A 21,356-nucleotide genomic window follows, 5' to 3' on the forward strand; every position below is an offset into this window, starting at 1 on the left:
CATGCGTCACGTCATCGACAAGCGCGTCCCGGCGCGGCCCGCCCCGGTGATCCGGATCCGCCGGCTCACCAAGGCGTACGGCCACGGCGACGCCACCGTGCACGCGCTGCGCGGCCCGTCCGACCCGCGGACCGGCGGATCCCAGGGCGTCAGCCTGGACATCGAGCAGGGCGACTTCGTCGCCGTGATGGGCAGCTCGGGCTCCGGCAAGTCCACCCTGATGAACATCCTCGGCTGCCTGGACGTCCCGACCTCGGGCAGCTACCTGCTGGACGGCACCGACGTCGGCCACCTGGACGAGCGGCAGCTCGCGCTGGTGCGCAACCGCAGGATCGGCTTCGTCTTCCAGTCCTTCAACCTGGTGCCCCGCACCACCGCCCTCGCCCAGGTCGAGCTGCCGCTCGCCTACGCGGGAGTCCGCACCGCCGAACGCCGTCGCCGGGCACTGGCCGCGCTCTCCCTGGTCGGCCTCGCCGACCGGGCCGGCCACAGGCCCAACGAACTCTCCGGCGGCCAGCAGCAGCGCGTCGCGGTGGCCAGGGCGCTGGTGACGGCGCCCGCGATGCTGCTCGCCGACGAGCCCACCGGCAACCTCGACAGCCGCTCGACGGAGGAGGTGCTGGCCCTGATCGACGCGCTCAACGCCACCGGCCGCACGGTCGTGCTGATCACCCACGAGGACGAGGTCGCCCGGCACGCCAAGCGGGTGCTGCGGCTGGTGGACGGGCAGATCGTGAGCGACGTCCGGCAGGCCCCGGTGGAGGGCCCGCCACCCCTGCTGGGCGTGGCGGTCGCGGAGGTGCCGGCGTGATCCTCTGGCAGACGCTCCGCTTCGCCGTCGGCGGCCTGGCCGCCAACAAGGTGCGCTCCGCGCTCACCATGCTCGGGGTGCTGATCGGCGTGGCCTCGGTGATCCTGCTGCTGGCGGTCGGCAACGGCTCCTCGGTGGCGGTGAAGGACTCGATCACCTCGCTCGGCACCAACGCCCTGACGGTCAGCTCCGGTTCGGCGAACGGCGGCTCCCGCGCCACCTCCTCGGTCAGGAAGCTCACGGTCGCCGACGCCAAGGCGCTGGCGAGCGGGGCCTCGCCGGACGCGGTCAGGTCGGTCGCCCCGGTGGTCACCACCAGCGCGACGGCGCTGCACGGGAACATCTCGTACAGCCCGGGGTCGATCGTCGGCACCTACCCGTCGTACTTCGAGACCGCCAACCAGAAGGTCGCCCACGGCGAGTACTTCACCGACGACGACGTGCTCGCCTCGCGCAAGGTCGCGGTGCTCGGCGCGACGACGGCCAAGCAGCTGTTCGACACCGAGGACCCGGTCGGCAAGCCGGTCGTCCTCGGCGGCACGCCGTTCACGGTGGTCGGCGTGCTCCAGGCCAAGGGCGGCAGCGGCTTCACCGACCCGGACGACGTGGTCGTCGCCCCGCTCCCGACGGTGCAGAACTCCTTCACCGGCTTCGGCCCGGTCAACCAGATCCTGGTCCAGGCCTCGTCCGCGGACTCCACGACGGCGGCCCAGTCCGAGATCACCCGCGTCCTGCTCGGGACGCACGCGATCGCCGACCCGGCCAAGGCGGACTTCCGGATCACCAGCCAGTCCTCGCTGCTCACGGCGAGGGAGAGCACGACGAAGACCTTCACCGTGCTGCTCGGCGCGGTGGCGGCGATCTCGCTGCTGGTCGGCGGGATCGGGATCACCAACATCATGCTGGTGACGGTCACCGAGCGGACCAGGGAGATCGGCATCCGCAAGGCGCTCGGCGCGCCGCGCGCGGTGATCCTGGGGCAGTTCCTCACCGAGTCGACGCTGCTGTCGGTGATCGGCGCCGGGTTGGGGGTGGTGGCCGGGATCGTCGGGTCGCACTTCAGCATCGTCGGCATCAAGCCGGTGGTGATCCCCGAGTCGGTGCTCGGCGCGTTCGCCGTCGCCGTCGCGATCGGGCTGTTCTTCGGCAGCTACCCCGCCAACCGGGCCGCCTCGCTGCGGCCGATCGACGCCCTCCGGCACGAGTAGGACTCCACTTCATGAGCAAAGAGACCGCCGAGACCGCCGGGACCGCCACGGTCGGGGCCGGCACCCCGGCCGAGCAGCTCGCCCTGCTCGCCACCCCGCCGGACGGGCGGGACGTGTCCGCCGAACTGGCCGCGCCGCCACGGCGGAAGCTGCCCTGGCTCAGCCTGGTGCTGGCGGGGGGAGTGATCGCCACGGGGGCGTTCGCGGGCGGGGTCCGGTACCAGCAGGACCACGGGGCGTCGGGCGGGAAGTCCGTTCGTCCGGCGGCTGCTCCGGCCGCTGCCGGCGGCGGGTACGGGCAGGGCAACTCCCGTCGTGGGGGCCAGGGCCAGGGGCAGGGCCAGGGCGCACAGGGGCAGAGCGGCCAGGGCGGGCAGGCCGGTTTCGCCCGTGGCACGGTCAAGGCGGTCGACGGCAACACCGTCTACCTGACCGACACCGACGGCAACACCGTCAAGGTCACCACCGGCGACGCGACGAAGGTCCAGCTCAACAAGGAGGGCAAGGTCGCCGACCTCCAGCCCGGCCAGAGCGTGACCGTCGTCGGCACCCCCGACGCCAACGGTGGCTACACCGCAAGTCAGCTGGTCGAAGGCGCCGCTGGTACGGGCGGCTTCGGTGGTGGCGGCGGTGGTGGCGGCGGTGGCGCCGGCGTCCCCAGGAACCCGTCCGGCGGCTGACCCGGAGCCGTCGGACGACCGCGAGGCCCTCGCCCCCATGCCGGGCGAGGGCCTCCGCAGGTGCTCAGCGGCGGTCTCGGCGTGCCGCAAGGCGTTGACGATCAGCTCGCAGAGGGCGAGTTCGGCGTTGAGGATGGTCTCGGTGTCCCAGGCGGCACGGGTGAGGGCGTCCCGCGGGGCCTGCCGGGTGAGGGTGATCGAGGGGGTGCTACGGGTGCACACGGGATCCTCCGGGAGGCTGTGGTGTGGGGAGGGGGAGCCGTGAGCCAGGCCGGGGTGCGGTTGGCTCCTCGGCAGGAGGGCGGCAGGCGCCTACTACCCTGCACGGAAGCGTGGTTGACGATCCGTCGGATCGGTCTGGGACGACCCTGGCGCGGGTCGCCACAGATTTGTGGCGACCCGCGAGGAGTTCCCCCGAACATGGCAGCGGCTCTGAGGCAGACTGATCGCATGGCTCTTCGATCGAACCCGACTCTTCGCCAGCTGAGGTTGGGTGCCGAACTGCGCAGGATGCGGGAGCAGGGCGGCCTCGCGGCAGCCGGCTCGCAGTTGATGTCCGTGCAGCTGATGGCGCGGTCGAACCCCGTGAGTCCGACGAAGGGCACGTCAGCATCCGCATGAGCGCCCGCAGGTCTGCGGCCTTCCTCCAGGAGACGAAGGCCGGCGACGTCGACCACCTGTTGACCAGCGTCGCCTGACGCATCGTTCCGGTGGCCCCTCGCTCCTCCGCGAGTGGCCGCCGTTCTCCAGGGAAGGGCAACACCGATGCTGTACCGCGAGATCGGAACCGACCGGCACCGGGTGAGCGCACTCTGCCTCGGCGCGATGACGTTCGGCACCACCGTCGACGAAGGCACGGCCACCGCCGTCCTCGACCGCTTCACCGCCGCCGGCGGCACCTTCATCGACACGTCGAACAACTACGCCTTCTGGGCCCCCGGCGCGGACGGCCACGAGAGCGAGGAACTGCTCGGCCGCTGGATGGCCCGCCGCCGCAACCGCGACGAGCTGGTCATCGCCACCAAGGCCGGCGCCCGCCCGGTACCCGGGCTGCCCTTCCCCGAGCACATCGAGGGCCTCTCCGCCCCCGCCCTCCGCCGTGCCGCCGAAGGCAGCCTGCGCCGACTCGGCACCGACCGGCTCGACCTCTACTACGCCCACCTGACCGACCCGGCCACTCCTGTCGGCGAGACCATGGGCGCCTTCGCGGACCTGGTCGCCGACGGCAAGGTCACCATGCTCGGGTGCAGCAACCACAGCGCCGCCGAACTCGCCGTCGCCAACTCCCTCGCGGCCGAACGGGGCCGGCCCGGCTACCAGTGCGTCCAGCAGCGCCACAGCTACCTGCAACCCGGCCCCGGCGCGGGCTTCGGGGTCCAGAAGCACGCCGACGAGGCCCTGCTCTCCTACCTCGCCGACCACCCGGCCATGACCCTGCTCGCCTACTCGCCCCTCCTCGGCGGCGCCTATGTCCGCCCCGACCGGCCCCTTCCCGACCAGTACGACCACCCGGCCGCGGAGGCCCGACGGGAAGCCCTCGCCGAGGTGGCCACGCAGACCGGGGCCACCGTCAACCAGGTCGTGCTCGCCTGGCTGCTCGGTCACCCCGTCCCGACCGTCCCGGTCATCGGCGTCAGTTCCGTCGCCCAGCTCGACGAGAGCCTCGCCGCCGTCGACCTCGTGCTCACCCCCGAGCAGCTCCACCGGCTCGCCTCGGCCGGGGCCTGACCGTCCGTCCGGAGGGGTGGGTCCAGCCCCACCCCTCCGTGGGGCTGGACCCATGGGCCGCCCGCCGTCCGCTCCGTAGCGTCGTTCCCACAACGACTCGGAGGGAACGGAACCATGGCGACCACGACCCACCAGGGCGCCTTCACCACGGTGAAGAAGTACGTCGCGCTGTTCGGCGCCGGCGGTGCCGTCGTCCTCGGCACGGTCGCCGTGATGGCGTCCACCGGTCACGAGACGACCCCGTTCATGTGGATCCGCGGCGCGATCTTCCCCCTGCTGGCCCTCTTCCTCCACCGCAAGGCCACCGAGGCGGCCGCGGGGTCCCCCAAGGCCTTCGACCGCCTCCGCACCCTCTCCACCGTGATGCCGATCGCCATCATCGGGGTCGATCTCGTCCCGGGCCTCTGCCCGCCCTGGTACGCCGTCCTCCAGGGCCTCTCCGCCCTCGCCCTGGTTCCCGTCGCCGTCCTCACCCGCGCCTCGGCCCTTGCCGCCGCCTTCCCCAAGCCGTAGCCGCCGCACCGGAAGTCGGCCCGCCCGACTTCCGGTGCGGCGGGGCTCTGCCGAATCCCGATGGGGCCCATGGGTCCTGTCGGGATTCGGGTTGTCTGTCGGCGATCCGATGCCTGGTGCGGACGTATACGAATCACTCGCTGCTACGTTTCCCCCGAGCAGGAGGACCTGCCCGAATCGGAGCCCATGAGCATGGGCGCAGGGAATGTCCGAGGAGGAATCACGTGAGCATCATGAGGAAGATCGGCGTGGTCGCGGGGGCGGTCGTGCTCTCGGGCACGGCGATCGGCGTCGCTTCCGCGGTGGCCGACGACGAGGCGGTGCGGGACGCCGGCGTCGCCTTCCGGGCGAAGGCCCAGAACGAGCTGTACGACACCAACCTCGCCCACCCCAAGGACACCGGGGTCACGACCGAGACTCCGGAGCTGGGCGTGGCGGCCCAGTCCTGGAGGTTCAACAAGGTCGCGGAGACCCACGAAGGGACCGGGGTCTTCACGATCGAGGCGGACACCTCCACCGGTCTGTGCATCACGAACGACGGGTCCGACCGGCCGGTGCTCCTGGAGAAGTGCAACGACGGGAACATGGCGCAGCGATGGTTCGTGAACTCCGCCCTGGAGCACAGCACGATCGTGAGCGAGAAGAACAAGAACGAGGCCCTGGCAGCGGAGGGCGCGGGTCAGGTCGTCAGACTCGTCGAGGTCTTCGGCAAGCCCAACGTCAACCAGCTCTGGACCTTCATCTACTCCGGCCAGTAGGCGTACCCGGTCCCGGACGCCGTCGGTGAAACCGGGGGCCGGCGGTGCCGCCCCGTCGGGCGACTATTCGACGGGGCGGCAGCGTGAGCGAAGCGGCCTGTCCGCACCCGGATCCCGGATCCCGGGTCCGGGGTCCGGCACGGCTCAGGCGGCCTGGCCGCCACCGGCGGCGGCCGTCCCGGAGGTGCTCTCCAGGACCGCCTCGACATCGACCGTGACGTCGACCAGGTTGCTGACCACCACGCCGCCCCGGTCCACCGTGTCGTTCCAACTCACGCCGAAGTCCTGGCGGTTGATCCGGGTGCCGGCGGTGAATCCGGCGCGCCGTCTGGGGCCCAGGTCGCGCCCGTCCTCCCACCAGGGGGTGTCCCACTGGCCGAGGTAGCTCACGTCGAAGGTGACCGGGTGCGTCACGCCGCGGATGGTGAGCTCCCCGGTGACCTCGAAGCCGCTCGCGCTCACCTGGTGGACCCGTGACCCGACGAAGTGCCAGGCCGGATGGTGTTCGACGTCGAAGAAGTCGGCGCTGCGCAGGTGCGCGTCCCGCTCGGGCGAACCGGTGTACACCTGGGTCGCGTCGATGGTCGCCTCGACCCGGGCCCGCTCCGGGGCGTCCGGGTCGACCTCCAGGAAGCCGGTCACGTTCTTCAGCTGGCCCCGTACGTAGGTGACCATCATGTGTCTGGCACAGAACTCCGCACCCGTGTGGCTGGGCTCGAAGAACCATTTCGTGGTGGCCATGGCGACTCCGTGAGGTGATGCCGGTGATTGCCCCGAGCCCCCTCCAGCCAGCGTAGGACGATGCCGGACTGGCAGCACCGCCACGGCCGGGCCACGCTGGTGGGGACGGACCGCCCAGCCGAGGAGGCAGCTATGACCGGCGAGCCGATCCCGGGAATCGACCCCACCGCGGTGCCCAGCGGCGACGGCTGCGCGGAGTGCCTGGCAGGTGGTGGCTGGTGGCTCCACCTGCGCCGCTGCGCGGCCTGCGGCCACATCGGCTGCTGCGACTCGTCCCCCGCCCAGCACGCGACGCGGCACGCGCGCCAGGCCGGCCATCCGTTCCTGGTCAGCTTCGAGCCCGGCGAGGACTGGTTCTGGAACCTGGAGACCGACGCCTACTACGAGGGCCCGCCGCTGGCCCCGCCGACCGCCCACCCGCCCACCCAGCCGACCCCGGGCCCGGCCGGAAAGGTCCCCGCCGACTGGCAGTCCCACCTCCACTGACGCCCCACCCCGGCCCCGGTGAATCGTTCCGGCGGCTCCTCGCGGGAGGCGAGGAGCCGCCGGGCCACCCACCGCGCCCGCCCACCGTGCCCTCCTCCCACCGCCGGCGACCGGTGACGCGCGTGTGGGCTTTCCCCGGACGCTGTTTCCGCCGGCCCAGTGGCCGCCTCTACCCGTGTACAGCTCCGTACCTTCGACCAGGCCGGTCCGGGGGCCGGGCTGCTGCCCGTACGGCTGTTGTCCGTAGGCCGGCGGCGGGCCGTAGCCGGCTGTTGAGGGAGTACAGCGCAGCTTGACCATTGATCCCGATCTCATGCCCGTACACGGGCGTTCATGGGCCGGCGGCCTCCCGTCCGCTCGGGTGCGAGGGAAAACCGGGCGACTCCCGCGGGCTGGTCCCCTACGGTGAACGCGCCCAGGGCGGCCGTCTACCGCCCGTCGATGTGGCGCGACCAACGCGCCCGCACACCAGGGGGTTCCCTGTCATGACGCGCACCCTTGTCACAGAGCTTCACTCGCACCTCGGGGAGACGGTCACCGTCTACGGGTGGGTGAACACGCTCCGGCTCCAGCGGCGCATCCAGTTCGTTCTGGTCCGGGACCACACCGGTCTCGTGCAGGTCACCCATCCGCGCGGTGGGGAGGGCGACGCCATCGAGGCCGCCTTCGAGCACGTGACGGTCGAGTCCGCCGTGAAGATCACCGGCAGGGTGGTGGAGAACCCGCAGGTCAAGCTCGGCGGGCTGGAGATCGTCCCGTCCCGCGTGGAGGTCGTCTCGCCGGCCGGGCCGAAGCTGCCGATCGACGAGAGGACCGGGATCGACCAGCGCCTGGACTGGCGTTTCCTCGACATCCGCCGCCCCGCCCAGCACCTGGTCTTCGACGTCCAGACCACCGTCGAGCGGGCGATGCGCGAGGTGACGGCCGAGGAGGGCTTCACCGAGCTGCACACGCCGAAGCTGATGGGGACGGCCTCCGAGTCCGGCGCCGAGGTGTTCGAGGTCGGCTACTTCGGCCGCACCGCCTATCTGGCCCAATCCCCGCAGTTCTACAAGCAGATGGCGATCGCGGGCGGCATCGACAGGGTCTTCGAGATCGGTCCGGTGTTCCGGGCCGAGCCGTCCTTCACGTCCCGGCACGCCACCGAGTTCACCGGGGTCGACGTCGAGATCGCCTGGACCGACGGGGTCGAGGACGTGATGGCCTTCGAGGAGCGGATGCTGCACCGCGTGCTGGCCGCCGTGGCCGAGCGGCACGGTGCGGCGATCGCCGAGCACTTCGGCAGCCGGGTCGTCGTCCCCGAACTGCCGTTCCCCCGCGTTACGATGGCCGACGCACTGGCCGGGCTGCGGGCCACCGGATGGGACCGGGAGGGCGTCAGGGAGGACCTCGACCCGGAGGGCGAGCGCGCGCTCTGCGCCCTGGTCGCGGAGGAGACCGGGCACGAGTTCGTCTTCGTCACCCGGTTCCCCGCCGCCGTACGGCCCTTCTACCACCTGCGGCCCGAGGACGACCCGACCGTCACCGAGTCCTTCGACCTACTGTGGAAGGGCGTGGAGATCACCACCGGCGCCCAGCGTGAGCACCGGTACGAGCGCCTCGTCGCCCAGGCGCGGGAGAAGGGCATGGACACCGGCCCGCTCTCCGGCTACCTCGACTGCTTCCGCTACGGCACCCCGCCGCACGGTGGTCTGGGGCTGGGCCTCGGCCGGCTCCTGATGCTCGCCCTCGGCCTGCCCTCGATCCGTGAGGCCACCTTCCTTTTCCGGGGGCCGCACCGCCTCGAACCGTGAACCCCAGGAGGGGCCGGGACAGCGGAAGGGCCGCGCCCGAGGAGATCCGTTCCTCGGGCGCGGCCCTTCCGCCGTCTGCTGCTGTCCGCCGCTGGGGTCAGGTGCGGCGGAGGGCCTCGGTGAGCCGGTTGGCGGCTTCGATGATGGCCTGGGCGTGCAGGCGGCCCGGGTGGCGGGTCAGCCGCTCGATCGGGCCGGAGACGGAGACGGCGGCCACGACGCGGTTGGAGGGGCCGCGGACGGGGGCGGAGACCGAGGCGACGCCGGGTTCGCGTTCGCCGATGGACTGTGCCCAGCCGCGGCGGCGGACGCCGCTGAGCGCGGTGGCCGTGAAGCGGGCGCCCTGGAGGCCTCGGTGGAGGCGCTCGGGCTCTTCCCAGGCGAGCAGCACCTGGGCGGCGGAGCCGGCCTTCATCGGCAGGGTGCTGCCGACGGGGACGGTGTCGCGCAGGCCGGAGAGTCGTTCGGCCGCGGCGACGCAGATGCGCATCTCGCCCTGGCGGCGGTAGAGCTGTGCGCTCTCGCCGGTGACGTCGCGCAGGTGGGTGAGGACGGGGCCCGCGGTGGCGAGCAGTCGGTCCTCGCCGGCTGCGGCGGAGAGTTCGGACAGGCGGGGACCGAGGATGAAACGGCCCTGCATGTCGCGGGTGACCAGACGGTGGTGTTCGAGTGCGACGGCGAGTCTGTGGGCGGTGGGGCGCGCCAGACCGGTGGCGGCGACCAGCCCCGCCAGAGTGGCGGGGCCCGACTCCAGTGCGCTGAGCACCAGAGCGGCCTTGTCGAGAACGCCGACGCCGCTAGTGTTGTCCATAGCCTGATATTGCAGTCTCAGGTAGCGAGACGCAAGTCTGTTTCCCAGGTCGCCATCCTCGCAGATACCCGCAAAGCGGCTCCTCCGGGATCCGATGTCTCGGATGATGGACACGGCGAAGGGCGCCCCCCCACCGTCGAAGCCGAACCGAAACGGGGGATCGGAAATGGGTGTTCAAGCGGGGGATCGAGACGGGGGATCGAAATGGCGGAAGCAGCGAAGGCAAAGGAAACGGCGGAAACGGCCGTGGAAACGGGAGAACCCGGAGAACCCAACGCAAAAAGCCCCTGCCGTGTCACTGTCGGACACGGCAGGGGCCTGAAAAAGAATTCGGCGGCGTCCTACTCTCCCACAGGGTCCCCCCTGCAGTACCATCGGCGCTGAAAGGCTTAGCTTCCGGGTTCGGAATGGAGCCGGGCGTTTCCCTCTCGCTATGACCACCGAAATGATCGGGCCGGGCAATTGCTCGCGCATTGCCTTCGCCTCGTGGACAATCCTAGCAGGCAGCCGCAGCCGCAGCCGCAGCCGCAGCCGCAGCCGCAGCCGCAGCCGCAGCCGCAGCCGCAGCCGCAGCCGCAGCTGTTCGATTCGGTCTCGGAAGCCGGAGAAACGCGGCGGCGCGTGAGCGCGAGGTGGCGGGGTGCCGGGCCGGGGGTCCAGGCGAGGTGCCGAGCGGGGCGTGCGACGCGGTGGTGAGGAGCGGGCGTGAGGGGGATCACCCGTGCCGGGTTCCCCGCCCCGGCGCGCGCTCGACGTGTCCACGCCCGTGCGCACACCACCGAGCCCACCCCTGCGCGCCTGGCGCCCAAAAACTGCCCGATAAGGTGTTAATCCAACATTCATCCATGCCGCATAGCCTCCGAGGGCTAGCCTCATGCTGAACGTCACCGTCCGACCAGGAGGCGAAAGCCCCGTGCAAGGCACTGTCACCACACCAGGCGGATCATCGGTGGCCGGGGGCCAGGGCGAGGCGTTCCTGCTCGTCGTGGACGACGAGCCCAACATCCGCGAGCTGCTCTCCGCCTCGCTGCGCTTCTCCGGCTTCCGCGTCGCCTCCGCGGCCACCGGCACCGAGGCACTCGAACTGGTCGCCGCCGAGCGCCCCGACCTGGTCGTGCTCGACGTGATGCTCCCCGACCTCGACGGCTTCACCGTCGTGGAGAAGCTGCGCGAGCGCACCAGCCGCGGACAGATAGCCGGGCCAGCCCACGGGCACCCCGGCGACCACCTGCCGGTGCTCTTCCTCACCGCGAAGGACGGCGTCGGCGACAAGGTGCAGGGCCTGGCCGCCGGTGCGGACGACTACGTCACCAAGCCCTTCAGCCTGGAGGAGCTGATCGCCCGGATCCGCGCGATCCTGCGCCGGGCCGGCGGGCCCGCCGAGGACGGCCGGCTGATCGTCGCCGACCTCAGCCTCGACCCGATCGCCCACGAGGTCACCCGGGGCGGCATCCCGGTCTCGCTCTCCCCGACCGAGTTCAAGCTGCTGCACTACCTGATGGCCAACGTCGGCCGGGTGGTCTCCAAGTCGCAGATCCTCGACCACGTCTGGGCCTACGACTTCGGCGGGGACCTCTCCATCGTCGAGTCGTACATCTCCTACCTGCGCCGCAAGCTCGACTCGGGCCCGGCGCACGGCCCCAAGCTGATCCACACCGTGCGCGGCATCGGCTACGCCCTGCGCCGTCCCCCGCAGGGCTGACCGGGCCCACTCGTCGTGTTCGCCAGGTTCTCCTCCCGGCTGTCGCTGCGCGCCCGGCTGCTGGTGCTCGCCCTCGTCCTGGTCACCACCGGGCTCGTGGTCAGCGACACCTTCGTGCTCGGCACCGTGCGGTCCCAGCTGGTGGCCCAGCTGGACGAGCAGCTCCAGCGGTACGGGCCGCCGCTCTCCCGCAAGCCCCCGGGGCAGCTGATCACGCCGACCGCGGGCCGGCCCGCCGTCACCAGCCGGAAGGTCAGCCTGCCCAGCCAGTACCTGGTGCAGTACCTCTCCTCGGACGGCAAGGTCCAGGCACTGATGCGCCAGCCCGTCTCGGACAGCGACCCGGCGCCCCAGCTGGCCGGGCTGGACCCGGCCGACACCCCCGACGTCCCCTTCGACCTGCCCGACCAGCGCGGCCACCACAGCTGGCGGGTGCTGGTGCTGCCGCTCCAGGCCCCCCGCGGGCAGGCCCCGAGCGCCAGCGCGTACGCCTCGCCGACGGTCACCCCCAGCCACGTCATGGTGGCGGTCTCCCGCGAGGACATCGACGCCACCATCGGCAGGCTGAGCACCTCCTTCCTCGCCATCGGCGGCGGCGTCCTGGTGCTGATCTCCGCGCTCGGCTTCTTCGCGGTGCGGGCCGGGCTGCGGCCGCTGCACCGGATCGAGGCGGGCGCCGAACGGATCGCGGCCGGCGAGCTGTCGCACCGGATGCCCGAGCTCTCCCCGGGCACCGAGGTCGGTCGGCTGTCGATCGCGCTCAACGGGATGCTCACCCAGATCGAGGCGGCCTTCGCCGCCAGCGCCGAGTCCGAGGCGAGGATGCGGCGCTTCGTCGCCGACGCCTCGCACGAACTGCGCACCCCGCTGGCCGGGATCCGCGGCTTCGCCGAGCTGTACCGGATGGGCGCGTTGCCCACCGAGTCCGACGTCAAGCGGACCATGACGCGGATCGAGAGCGAGGCCGACCGGATGGGCGCCCTGGTCGAGGACCTGCTGGTGCTCGCCCGGCTGGACGAGGAGCGCCCGCTCGACCTCGCCCCGATGGACCTGCGCACCCTCGCCGCCGACGCGCTGCACGACCTCACCGCGCTCGACCCGAGCCGCCGGGTCTCGCTCACCGGACCGGCCGGCAACGGCGCGCCCGGGGCGGCGCCCGTCCTCGGCGACGAGGCGCGGCTGCGGCAGGTGGTCACCAACCTGGTCGGCAACGCCGTCAAGCACACCCCGGCCGGCACCCCGGTCCGGATCGGCGTGGGCTCCGGCCCCGGCGGGATCTGCCTGCTGGAGGTCGCCGACTCGGGCCCCGGCCTCACCGAGGAGCAGGCCCAGCGGGTCTTCGACCGCTTCTTCCGGGTGGACGCCTCCCGCAGCCGGGACAAGGGCGGCGGCGCCGGCCTCGGCCTCGCCATCGCCACCGCCCTCACGCGCGCCCACGGCGGCACCCTCACCCTGCACACCGCCCCGGGCGAGGGTGCGACCTTCCGCGTCGAACTCCCCCGCCAGCGCTGACCGGTCTCCCGGCTCCGAAACCCCTCGTTCGGGTGAACCGGTAGCCGTTCACCCACTCGTCCCCTCAGTCGTGTGCGACCGTCCAGCCGTTGCTTGTGCGAGATCGCGCGGGCTGATCACACTGGACGGGAAATGAGGTGTTCCGATGAGCGCGGTTGCTATTGAGGAGACCGGCGTGGACCTGGACCAGGCGCTGTGGGAGCTGTGGAAGTCCATGGACGTCCCCGAGGGCGTCCATGTGGAGATCATCAAGGGGTTCGAGGTGTCACCCACCGGTAACAGTCGCCATGCGCGCGTGAACAGGCGGTTGCTCGGGGCCCTGTTCGGTCACCTCCAGGGTTCCGGATGGTCACCGGGCAACGACTGCAACGTCATTCACGGGCTCAAGGTGTTCATTCCGGACGCCTACGTGGCCCCCGAGGACGACGAGGAGATCGAGCATCCCGAGGGCCTGGGCCTGCTCGCCTCCGGAATCCCCCTGGTCGTCGAGACCGTCTCGCCCGGTGCCGAGGGCCGCCGTCGCGACCACGTTCTCAAGCGCCGCGCCTATGCGGCAGCCGGCATCCCGGTGTACGTGATCATCGACGATCACGACGACGGCGGCGCCGTGATCATCCTCAGCGGGCCGGACCCCGAGTACGGGGACTACGCCACCTCGACCCGGGTCCCGTACGGCAAGGAGGCCGTGATCCCCGAAGGCCCGGCCAAGGGCTTCGTGATCGGCCCCGAGATCACCGGCGAGCGCCGTGGCTGAACGCGGGGGAGCGTCGTTCAGGCGGGACCTCTCGGAGTGGCGGATCGTCCTGGTCGCCTGGCGGCTGCTGGTGCTCCAGGCGGCGGATCCGGTGGTGGGGGCCGGGATGGCGGAGCACTCGACGTACCGGGCGCATCCGTGGCGGCGGGTGGAGCACACCCTGGGCAGCGGGCGGCGGCTGTTCTACCAGGACGCGGAGACGCTGCGGCGCGAGATCGCGCGGCTGGAGCGGGCGCACAAGCGGATCCGGGGGACGGGACCGGACGGGCGGCCGTACGACGCCCGGGACGCGGCGACCAGGGCGTGGGTGCTGCTGACGCTCTTCGAGTGCGTGGCCGAGATGCGCCGGCTGGGCGGGGACGGGTACGACGCCGCCCAACTGGAGGAGGCGTACGCCGAGTTCAGGACGGCGGTCGCCGCCTTCGACCTCCCGGAGGGCGAACTCCCCGCCTCGGCCAAGGAGTTGCCGGCCTACTTCGCCCGGTACGCGCGCGAGCGGCTGGAGTTCACCGAGGCAGTGCGCCACCTGCTGGACGATCTGCTGCGCGAGGCGCCCCGGCCGCGCCGGCTCCGGTTCCTCGGCGACGCCGGGTGGCGGGTGGTGCGGGGGCTCGTCGCCCGGCTGATCCGCGAGCTGACGGTGGCGGACCTGCCGCCGGCGGTGCGGGAGCGGTTCGGGATGGTCAGGACCCGGCGGGCCGCGCTGCTGTCCGCCGTGCTGCACCGCGGCGCCGGCGCCGTCGTCCCCCTCCTCCCTGACCGGCTGCGCTACCGGACCCCGGAGGAGCGGTCCGATCCGGGGACGCGCCGCTACCGCCCGCGCCGGGACACCCGCGGACCGCGGCTGGACCGGTTCTTCCGCGAGGTGCTGGACCAGACCGGCGACGGCTTCGTCACCGTGCACGACCTGCGGGCGATGGCGCACAACGTCTGCTGGCAGCTGGAGCTGGACGAGGCCGCCGAGGCCAGGGTCCACGAGGCCTTCGACAGCTGGTGGGAGCAGCTGCGCGCGGCGATGGACGCGAACGGGGACGGGAAGGTCAGCCGGGAGGAGTTCGTGGCGGCCACCCTGGCCGGCTGCGACCGGGACGAGGCGTACCTGGAGCGGGGGCTGCTGCCCGCGCTGCGGGCGGTGTTCGACGCGGCCGACTCCGACGGCAGCGGCTTCCTGGAGTTCGACGAGTACCGCGCGGTGTTCGGCGGCCCGCGCGTGCATCCGGTCGAGCTGTCGCACGGCTTCCGCCAGTTGGACACCGACGGGGACGGGCGGATCACCCGGGAGGAGTTCCTCCGCGGCTTCACCGAGTTCTTCACCGCCCGCGCCGACTCCGTCGCCGGCGCCGAACTGCTCGGCCGGGCCTGACCGGCGCAGGTCAAGCGGGGTTCCGGCCTGTCAAGCGCCGGTTCGGCCAAGATTCGCGCCCCTGCCGCCCACTCGTTCGTTGTCCCGGCCCCCGGCCCCCGGCCCCTGGCGACTGCGCAGACTTGTGGGCGGCGTCACCCACCGTCGCGCCGTGTCAACCCCACCCCGCCTGCGATTTGCTCGTAAGGATGATGGATACTGCTCCTTGTGAACGTGTTCACGTTCACAAGCGGACAAGCTTGCGTGGTTGAGCAACGGTCTACGGCTATAGATGAAGTTTGTCCGGAAGATGCCCGTCATCACGCGGGCAGGTTGGGAGAGAGGGCGACGTGGAACTGGCAATCGCTCACGAGACCATCGCGCGATGGCAATTCGGCATCACCACCGTCTACCACTTCCTCTTCGTCCCGCTCACGATCAGCCTGGCCGCGATCGTGGCCGGTCTGGAGACCGCCTGGGTGCGGACGAACAAGGAGAAGTACTTCCACGCCACCAAGTTCTGGGGAAAGCTCTTCCTCATCAACATCGCGATGGGCGTGGTCACCGGCATCGTCCAGGAGTTCCAGTTCGGCATGAACTGGTCCGACTACTCCCGCTTCGTCGGTGACGTCTTCGGCGCCCCGCTCGCGATGGAGGCGCTGATCGCCTTCTTCTTCGAGTCCACCTTCATCGGCCTGTGGATCTTCGGCTGGGACAAGCTGCCCAGGAAGATCCACTGCGCCTGCATGTGGATGGTGGCGCTCGGCACCGTGCTCTCCGGCTACTTCATCCTGGCCGCCAACTCCTGGATGCAGCACCCGGTCGGCTACGCGATCGACCCGGCCACCGGCAAGGCGCAGCTGACCGACATCGTCCGGGTGCTGTTCCAGAACACCACGCTCGTGGTCGTCTTCCACACCCTGACCGCCGCCTTCCTCACCGGCGCGGCCTTCGTGGTCGGCATCGCCTCCTTCCACCTCTGGAAGGCCAAGCGCAAGCCTGAGACGGCCGACCCCAAGCGGACCGCCGCGATGCGCACCTCGCTGCGCCTCGGCCTGGTGCTCGCGGTGATCTTCGGCGCCGGCACCGCGCTCAGCGGCGACACCCTCGGCAAGGTGATGTTCGAGCAGCAGCCGATGAAGATGGCCGCCGCCGAGGCACTGTGGGAGACCCAGTCACCGGCGCCGTTCTCGGTCTTCGCGGTCGGCGACGTCAGCAAGGGCCACAACTCGGTCGCCCTGGAGATCCCCGGGATACTCTCCTTCCTCGCCCACAACGACTTCAGCTCCTCCGTCCCCGGCATCAACGACACCGCGGCCGCCGAGGCCGCCCAGCACGGCGGCGACCCCAAGGACTACATCCCGAGCATCTTCGTCACCTACTGGGGCTTCCGCCTCATGATCGGCTTCGGGATGACGTCCTTCCTGGCCGGCCTGATCGGCCTGTGGACCACCAGGAAGAAGCTCTTCCTGCACCCCGAGTTCCGCACCGGCGAGACCGAGGTGCCCCGGCTGATGCTCACCCCCAAGCGGGAGCTGGGGCCGCTGCTCACCAAGTGGAGCTGGCGGATCGGCATCCTGACCATGGGCTTCCCGCTGATCGCCAACAGCTTCGGCTGGATCTTCACCGAGATGGGCCGTCAGCCCTGGGCCGTCTTCGGCCTGATGACCACGGCCAGCGCGGTCTCCCCCAACGTCAGCACCGGTACCCAGATCGGCGCCCTCGCGACCTTCACCACGCTGTACGCGATCCTCGCGGTCATCGAGGTCAAGCTGCTGGTCAAGTACGCCAAGGCCGGCCCGGAGGTGACCGAACAGCCGCCCACCAAGGACCCGTCGCTGCGCGGACCGTCCTCGGACGAGGACGCCGACAAGCCGCTCGCGTTCGCGTACTGAGGCACCAGGACCACTGGGGAACTGAGGATCTGACATGCAACTCCACGACGTCTGGTTCGTGCTGATCGCGGTCCTGTGGATCGGCTACTTCTTCCTGGAGGGCTTCGACTTCGGGATCGGCGTGCTGACCAAGCCGCTGGCCAGGAACACCGCCGAGCGGCGGGTGCTGATCAACACCATCGGCCCGGTCTGGGACGGCAACGAGGTCTGGCTGCTGACCGCGGGTGGCGCCACCTTCGCGGCCTTCCCGGACTGGTACGCGACGCTCTTCAGCGGCTTCTACATCCCGCTGCTGGTCATCCTGGTCTGCCTGATCGTCCGCGGCGTGGCCTTCGAGTACCGGCACAAGCGCGACGGCGCCCGCTGGCAGCGGAACTGGGAGGAGGCCCTCTTCTGGACCTCGCTCATCCCGGCCTTCCTCTGGGGCGTGGCCTTCGCCAACATCGTGCGCGGCGTGGACATCGACGCGCAGAAGAACTACACCGGCGGCCTCTGGGACCTGCTGAACCCGTACGCGCTGCTCGGCGGTCTGGTGACGCTCGCCCTGTTCACCTTCCACGGCTCGGTGTTCGCCGTCCTCAAGACGGTCGGCGGGATCCGTGACCGGGCCCGTACGGCCGCGCTGTGGTCGGGGCTGGCCACCGCCGTGCTGGCGCTGGTCTTCCTGGTCTGGACCCAGGCCGAGCACGGCAACGGCCGCAGCCTCGCCGCGCTGATCGTCGCGGTGATCGCCCTGGTCGGCGCCCTGGCGGCCAACCAGCTCCGGCGCGACGGCTGGGCGTTCTCGCTCTCCGGGGCGACCATCGTGGCCGCGGTCGCGATGCTCTTCCTGGCGCTCTTCCCGGACGTCATGCCCTCCACCCTGAACCCGGAGTGGAGCCTGACCGTCAGCAACGCCGCGTCCTCGCCGTACACGCTGAAGGTGATGACCGTCGTGGCGGCGATCTTCACCCCGCTGGTGCTGCTCTACCAGGGCTGGACGTACTGGGTGTTCCGCAAGCGGATCGGTGTCCAGCACATCCCCGGGCACGACCCGGCCGCCCCGCTCGACCAGGCCTGACGCCGTGAAGCCGGTCGACCCCCGACTCCTCGGGTACGCCCGCACCACCAGGGCCTTCCTCGCCGGATCCGTGCTGCTCGGCGCGGTCGGCGCGGCCCTGGTGGTCGCCCAGGCGAGTCTGATCGCCGAGATCGTCGTCCGCGCCTTCCAGCGCGGGGCGACGCTCGGGGAGCTGACCACGCCGCTGCTGCTGCTCGCGCTGACGGCGGTCGGCCGCGGGCTGACCGGCTGGCTCACGGAGCTCACCGCCCACCGGTCCGTCGCCCGGGTGAAGTCCACCCTGCGGCGCCGGCTGCTCGACCACGCCACGGCGCTCGGCCCGTCCTACCTGGCGGGCCGGCGCACCGGCGAACTCACCACCCTCGCCACCCGCGGCATCGACGCGCTGGACGACTACTTCGCCCGCTACCTGCCGCAGTTGGCGCTGGCCGTGGTCGTCCCGGTGATCGTGCTGCTGCGGATCGTCGGCGCCGACTTCACCTCGGCCGCGATCATCGCCGGGACGCTGCCGCTGATCCCGCTGTTCATGGTGCTGATCGGGATGGCCACCCAGGCCAGGATGGACCGGCAGTGGGACACCCTGGCCCGGCTCTCCCACCACTTCCTCGACGTGGTCGCCGGGCTGCCCACCCTCAAGGTGTTCAACCGGGCCCACACCCAGGCCGCCACCATCGCCAGGATCACCGCGGACTACCGCCGGGCCACCCTGCGCACCCTGCGGATCGCCTTCGTCTCCTCCTTCACCCTGGAACTGCTCTCCACCCTGTCCGTCGCGCTGGTCGCCGTCACCGTCGGCTTCCGGCTGGTGGACGGCACGCTCGACCTGGAGACCGGGCTGCTGATCCTGGTGCTCGCCCCCGAGGTGTACTTCCCGATCCGCCAGGTCGGCGCGCTCTACCACTCCAGCGTCGAGGGACTGACCGCCGCCGACGAGCTGTTCCGGGTGCTGGAGACCCCGCTGCCCGCCGCCGGCACCACCCCGGCGCCCGCCCTCGCCGGGGCGTCGATCGCCGCCGAGGGCCTGGTCGTCCGGCACCCCGGGCGGACCGAGCCCGCGCTGGACGGAGCCGGGCTGACCCTGGCTCCCGGCTCCGCCACGGCCCTCACCGGCCCGAGCGGCGCCGGCAAGTCCACCCTGCTGGCCGTGCTGCTCGGCCTCACCGCCCCCGAGTCCGGCACCGTCCGGATCACCGCCGCCGACGGCCGCTCGTACGACCTGGCCGAGCTGGAACCGGCGAGCTGGCGGCGGCAGATCGCCTGGGTGCCGCAGCACCCGCACCTGTACGCCGGGACGGTCGCCGAGAACCTGCGGCTCTACCGGCCCGAGGCCACCGACGAGCAGCTCTGGACGGCGCTGCGGGCCGCGCACGCGCTCGACTTCGTGACCGACCTGGCGGCCGGGCTGGGGGAGGACGGCGCCGGGCTCTCCGCCGGGCAGCGCCAGCGCCTCGCCCTCGCCCGGGTGCTGCTCGCCGACGACCGGCCGCTGGTGCTGCTGGACGAGCCGACCGCCAACCTGGACGGCGCCTCCGAGGCGGCCGTGGTGGACGCCGTCCGGGCGCTCGCCGCCGACCCGGCGCGCACCGTGCTGGTGGTCGCGCACCGTCCGGCGCTGCTGGCCGTCGCCGACCGGCGGGCACGGCTGGCGGGGCCCGCCGCCGTCGCGTCCGCCGCCCCGGTCACCCCGCTGGCACACAGCGGGAGGCCGACCCCGGCCCCCGCCGCGCCCGAGGAGCCGGAGCCCGAGGGCGGCAGCACGCCCCGGCTGGCCCTGTCGATCCTGCTCGGCGCGCTCGCCCTCGGCTGCGCCGTCGCGCTGATGGCCACCTCCGGCTACCTGATCTCCCGGGCCTCCGAGATGCCGCCGGTGCTGTACCTGATGATGGCCGTCACCTCGGTGCGGGCCTTCGGCATCGGCCGCAGCGTCTTCCGCTACGCCGAGCGGCTGGTCTCGCACGACGCGGTGCTGCGCGGCCTCGGCACCCTGCGGGCCGCCGTCTACCGGCGGCTGAGCGCGCTCGCCCCGGCCGGGCTGCCCGCCTTCCGGCGCGGTGACCTGCTCTCCCGGCTGGTCGCCGACGTGGACGCGATCCAGGACCACTACCTGCGCTGGCGGCTGCCGGCCGCGGTGGCGGGCGTGGTCGCCGTGGCCTCGACGGCGGCGCTGGCCGCCTTCCTGCCCGCCGCCGGGCTGGTGCTCGGCCTCGGGCTGCTGCTCGCGGGCGTGCTGGTGCCCGCCCTGGCCGCCCGCTGGTCGGCCGGCGCCGAGCGGCGCCAGGCCCCGGCGCGCGGCCGGCTGGCCACCGCGGTGGTGGACGCCTTCACCGGCACCGCCGAACTCACCGTGGCCGGCGCGCTGCCCGGCCGGCTGGCCGCCGTCCGCGCCGCCGACGCCGCGCTGACCGGGCTGGCCGCCCGCTCGGCGGCCACCACGGCGCTCGGCACCGGGCTGATCGCGCTGCTCACCGGTTTGACCGTGACCGCCGCGGCCGCCGTCGGCGTCCAGGGGGTGCGCGCCGGGGCGCTCGCTCCGGTCTGCCTGGCCGTGGTGGTGCTGACCCCGCTGGCCGCCTTCGAGGCCGTCACCGGGATGCCGCTCGCCGTCCAGGCCCGCCAGCGCAGCCGCGCCGCGCGGGCCCGGCTGGACGAGGTGCTGGACGCCCCCGCGCCGGTCACCGAGCCCGCCGAGCCGGTGGCGCTGCCGGAGCAGCCGCTGCCGGTCGCGGTGCGCGGGCTGACCGTCCGCCACCCCGGGCAGGCGGTGGACGCCCTCACCGGAGTGGACCTCGACCTCGCCCCCGGCCGCCGGATCGCCGTGGTCGGCCCGTCCGGCTCCGGCAAGACCACCCTGGCCCAGGCGCTGCTGCGCTTCCTGGAGCCGGGCTCCGGCACCGTCACCTTCGCGGCCGGCCGTCCGCAGGCCGTGGACGCCGGCGCGCTCGCGGGCGAGGACGTCCGCCGGGTGATCGGGCTCTGCGCCCAGGACGCGCACGTCTTCGACAGCTCGCTGCGGGAGAACCTGCGGCTGGCCAGGCCGGGAGCGGGGGAGGACGAGCTGCGCGCCGCGCTGGCCGCCGCCCGGCTGCTGGAGTGGACCGAGGGACTGCCGGACGGCCTGGACACCATGGTCGGCGAGCACGGCGCCCGGCTCTCCGGGGGCCAGCGCCGGCGGCTGGCCCTCGCCCGGGCGCTGCTCGCGGACTTCCCCGTCCTGGTCCTGGACGAGCCCGCCGAGCACCTCGACCTGCCCACCGCGGACGCGCTGACCGCCGATCTGCTGGCCGCCACCGAGGGCCGGACCACCGTGCTGATCACCCACCGGCTGGCCGGGCTGGACGATGCCACGGTCGACGAGGTGCTGGTGCTGGACGGCGGGCGGGTGGCCGAGCGGGGCCGCTGGTCGGAGCTGGTCGCCGACCCGGACGGGCGGCTGCACGCGATGCGGCGGCGGGAGCGGGAGGCGGACGGGCTGCTGGGACAGGAGGCGGACGGGGTGCCGGAGCGGGCGTCGGACGGGGTGCCGGAGCCGGTGGGCCGCTGATCAGGGGCCGCCGGTCGCGCC

At 72.4% G+C, this 21,356-nt stretch carries 17 protein-coding genes and 1 rRNA gene; 15 read left to right on the forward strand and 3 right to left on the reverse strand.

All coding sequences use genetic code 11. The features are described from left to right. The first annotated feature begins 1 nt into the window (after window position 1). The 6 genes from ACZ7C5_RS01960 to ACZ7C5_RS01985 all read left to right on the forward strand — a co-directional run bounded on the left by ACZ7C5_RS01960 (window position 2) and on the right by ACZ7C5_RS01985 (window position 5,698). A complete protein-coding gene (locus ACZ7C5_RS01960) occupies window positions 2-811 on the forward strand; it encodes an ABC transporter ATP-binding protein (RefSeq protein ID WP_470321700.1) in 810 nt (269 codons plus the stop codon). Beyond that, window positions 808-2,019 carry an ABC transporter permease gene (locus tag ACZ7C5_RS01965; protein ID WP_401089192.1) on the forward strand — a complete coding sequence of 404 codons (1,212 nt, stop codon included), beginning with the start codon at window positions 808-810 and terminating at the stop codon, window positions 2,017-2,019. The genes ACZ7C5_RS01960 and ACZ7C5_RS01965 overlap by 4 nt, the downstream gene beginning before the upstream one ends. Window positions 2,020-2,030: 11 nt before the next feature. Beyond that, window positions 2,031-2,699 (forward strand): DUF5666 domain-containing protein, encoded by a 669-nt coding sequence (locus ACZ7C5_RS01970; protein WP_401089190.1) that lies wholly within the window; start codon window positions 2,031-2,033, stop codon window positions 2,697-2,699. 765 nt (window positions 2,700-3,464) lie between these two features. After that, window positions 3,465-4,427: an aldo/keto reductase gene (locus ACZ7C5_RS01975; protein ID WP_401089188.1), complete on the forward strand. Its 963-nt coding sequence runs from the start codon at window positions 3,465-3,467 to the stop codon at window positions 4,425-4,427. A 114-nt stretch (window positions 4,428-4,541) separates the two neighbouring features. After that, on the forward strand, window positions 4,542-4,940 hold the full coding sequence (locus tag ACZ7C5_RS01980) for a hypothetical protein (protein WP_401089186.1): 399 nt from the start codon (window positions 4,542-4,544) through the stop codon (window positions 4,938-4,940). A gap of 224 nt (window positions 4,941-5,164) precedes the next feature. Further along, window positions 5,165-5,698, forward strand: coding sequence for an RICIN domain-containing protein (locus ACZ7C5_RS01985; RefSeq protein WP_401089185.1), 534 nt, complete (start codon window positions 5,165-5,167; stop codon window positions 5,696-5,698). A gap of 144 nt (window positions 5,699-5,842) precedes the next feature. Here the strand turns inward: ACZ7C5_RS01985 and ACZ7C5_RS01990 are convergent, their stop codons facing one another. Then, on the reverse strand, window positions 5,843-6,439 hold the full coding sequence (locus ACZ7C5_RS01990) for a YceI family protein (protein WP_401089183.1): 597 nt from the start codon (window positions 6,437-6,439) through the stop codon (window positions 5,843-5,845). 132 nt (window positions 6,440-6,571) lie between these two features. Between ACZ7C5_RS01990 and ACZ7C5_RS01995 the strand changes: the two genes are divergently transcribed. After that, window positions 6,572-6,925: a UBP-type zinc finger domain-containing protein gene (locus tag ACZ7C5_RS01995; protein WP_401089280.1), complete on the forward strand. Its 354-nt coding sequence runs from the start codon at window positions 6,572-6,574 to the stop codon at window positions 6,923-6,925. Between the two features lie 485 nt (window positions 6,926-7,410). After that, entirely contained in the window at window positions 7,411-8,718 is a 1,308-nt protein-coding gene (aspS, locus tag ACZ7C5_RS02000; RefSeq protein WP_401089181.1) for an aspartate--tRNA(Asn) ligase, read from the forward strand. Between the two features lie 97 nt (window positions 8,719-8,815). On the opposite strand, the gene ACZ7C5_RS02005 is transcribed toward aspS, so the two are convergent. Together ACZ7C5_RS02005 and rrf are read right to left on the reverse strand one after the other, a co-directional pair. Continuing rightward, the gene (locus ACZ7C5_RS02005) at window positions 8,816-9,529 is read right to left on the reverse strand and encodes an IclR family transcriptional regulator (RefSeq protein WP_188296568.1); all 714 of its coding nucleotides are present in this window, start codon (window positions 9,527-9,529) and stop codon (window positions 8,816-8,818) included. A gap of 328 nt (window positions 9,530-9,857) precedes the next feature. Next, window positions 9,858-9,974 (reverse strand): 5S ribosomal RNA (rrf, locus tag ACZ7C5_RS02010). A 429-nt stretch (window positions 9,975-10,403) separates the two neighbouring features. On the opposite strand from rrf, the gene ACZ7C5_RS02015 reads away from it, so the two are divergent. The 7 genes from ACZ7C5_RS02015 (at window position 10,404) to cydD (ending at window position 21,335) form a co-directional block, all read left to right on the forward strand. Further along, complete coding sequence (locus ACZ7C5_RS02015) at window positions 10,404-11,231, forward strand: response regulator transcription factor (protein ID WP_401089179.1); 828 nt, start codon at window positions 10,404-10,406, stop codon at window positions 11,229-11,231. A gap of 15 nt (window positions 11,232-11,246) precedes the next feature. Next, a complete protein-coding gene (locus tag ACZ7C5_RS02020) occupies window positions 11,247-12,743 on the forward strand; it encodes a sensor histidine kinase (protein ID WP_401089177.1) in 1,497 nt (498 codons plus the stop codon). A gap of 145 nt (window positions 12,744-12,888) precedes the next feature. Further along, the gene (locus tag ACZ7C5_RS02025; protein WP_401089175.1) at window positions 12,889-13,497 is read left to right on the forward strand and encodes a Uma2 family endonuclease; all 609 of its coding nucleotides are present in this window, start codon (window positions 12,889-12,891) and stop codon (window positions 13,495-13,497) included. Continuing rightward, a complete protein-coding gene (locus tag ACZ7C5_RS02030) occupies window positions 13,490-14,860 on the forward strand; it encodes an oxygenase MpaB family protein (protein WP_401089173.1) in 1,371 nt (456 codons plus the stop codon). Before ACZ7C5_RS02025 ends, ACZ7C5_RS02030 begins: the two co-directional genes overlap by 8 nt. Before the next feature lie 329 nt (window positions 14,861-15,189). Further along, complete coding sequence (locus ACZ7C5_RS02035) at window positions 15,190-16,734, forward strand: cytochrome ubiquinol oxidase subunit I (protein WP_401089171.1); 1,545 nt, start codon at window positions 15,190-15,192, stop codon at window positions 16,732-16,734. Between the two features lie 34 nt (window positions 16,735-16,768). Next, a complete protein-coding gene (gene cydB, locus ACZ7C5_RS02040; protein ID WP_470321701.1) occupies window positions 16,769-17,794 on the forward strand; it encodes a cytochrome d ubiquinol oxidase subunit II in 1,026 nt (341 codons plus the stop codon). 4 nt (window positions 17,795-17,798) lie between these two features. After that, window positions 17,799-21,335, forward strand: coding sequence for a thiol reductant ABC exporter subunit CydD (cydD, locus tag ACZ7C5_RS02045; RefSeq protein ID WP_470321702.1), 3,537 nt, complete (start codon window positions 17,799-17,801; stop codon window positions 21,333-21,335). The last annotated feature ends 21 nt before the right edge of the window (window positions 21,336-21,356 follow it).

The organism is Kitasatospora sp. NPDC036993, from assembly GCF_055607525.1.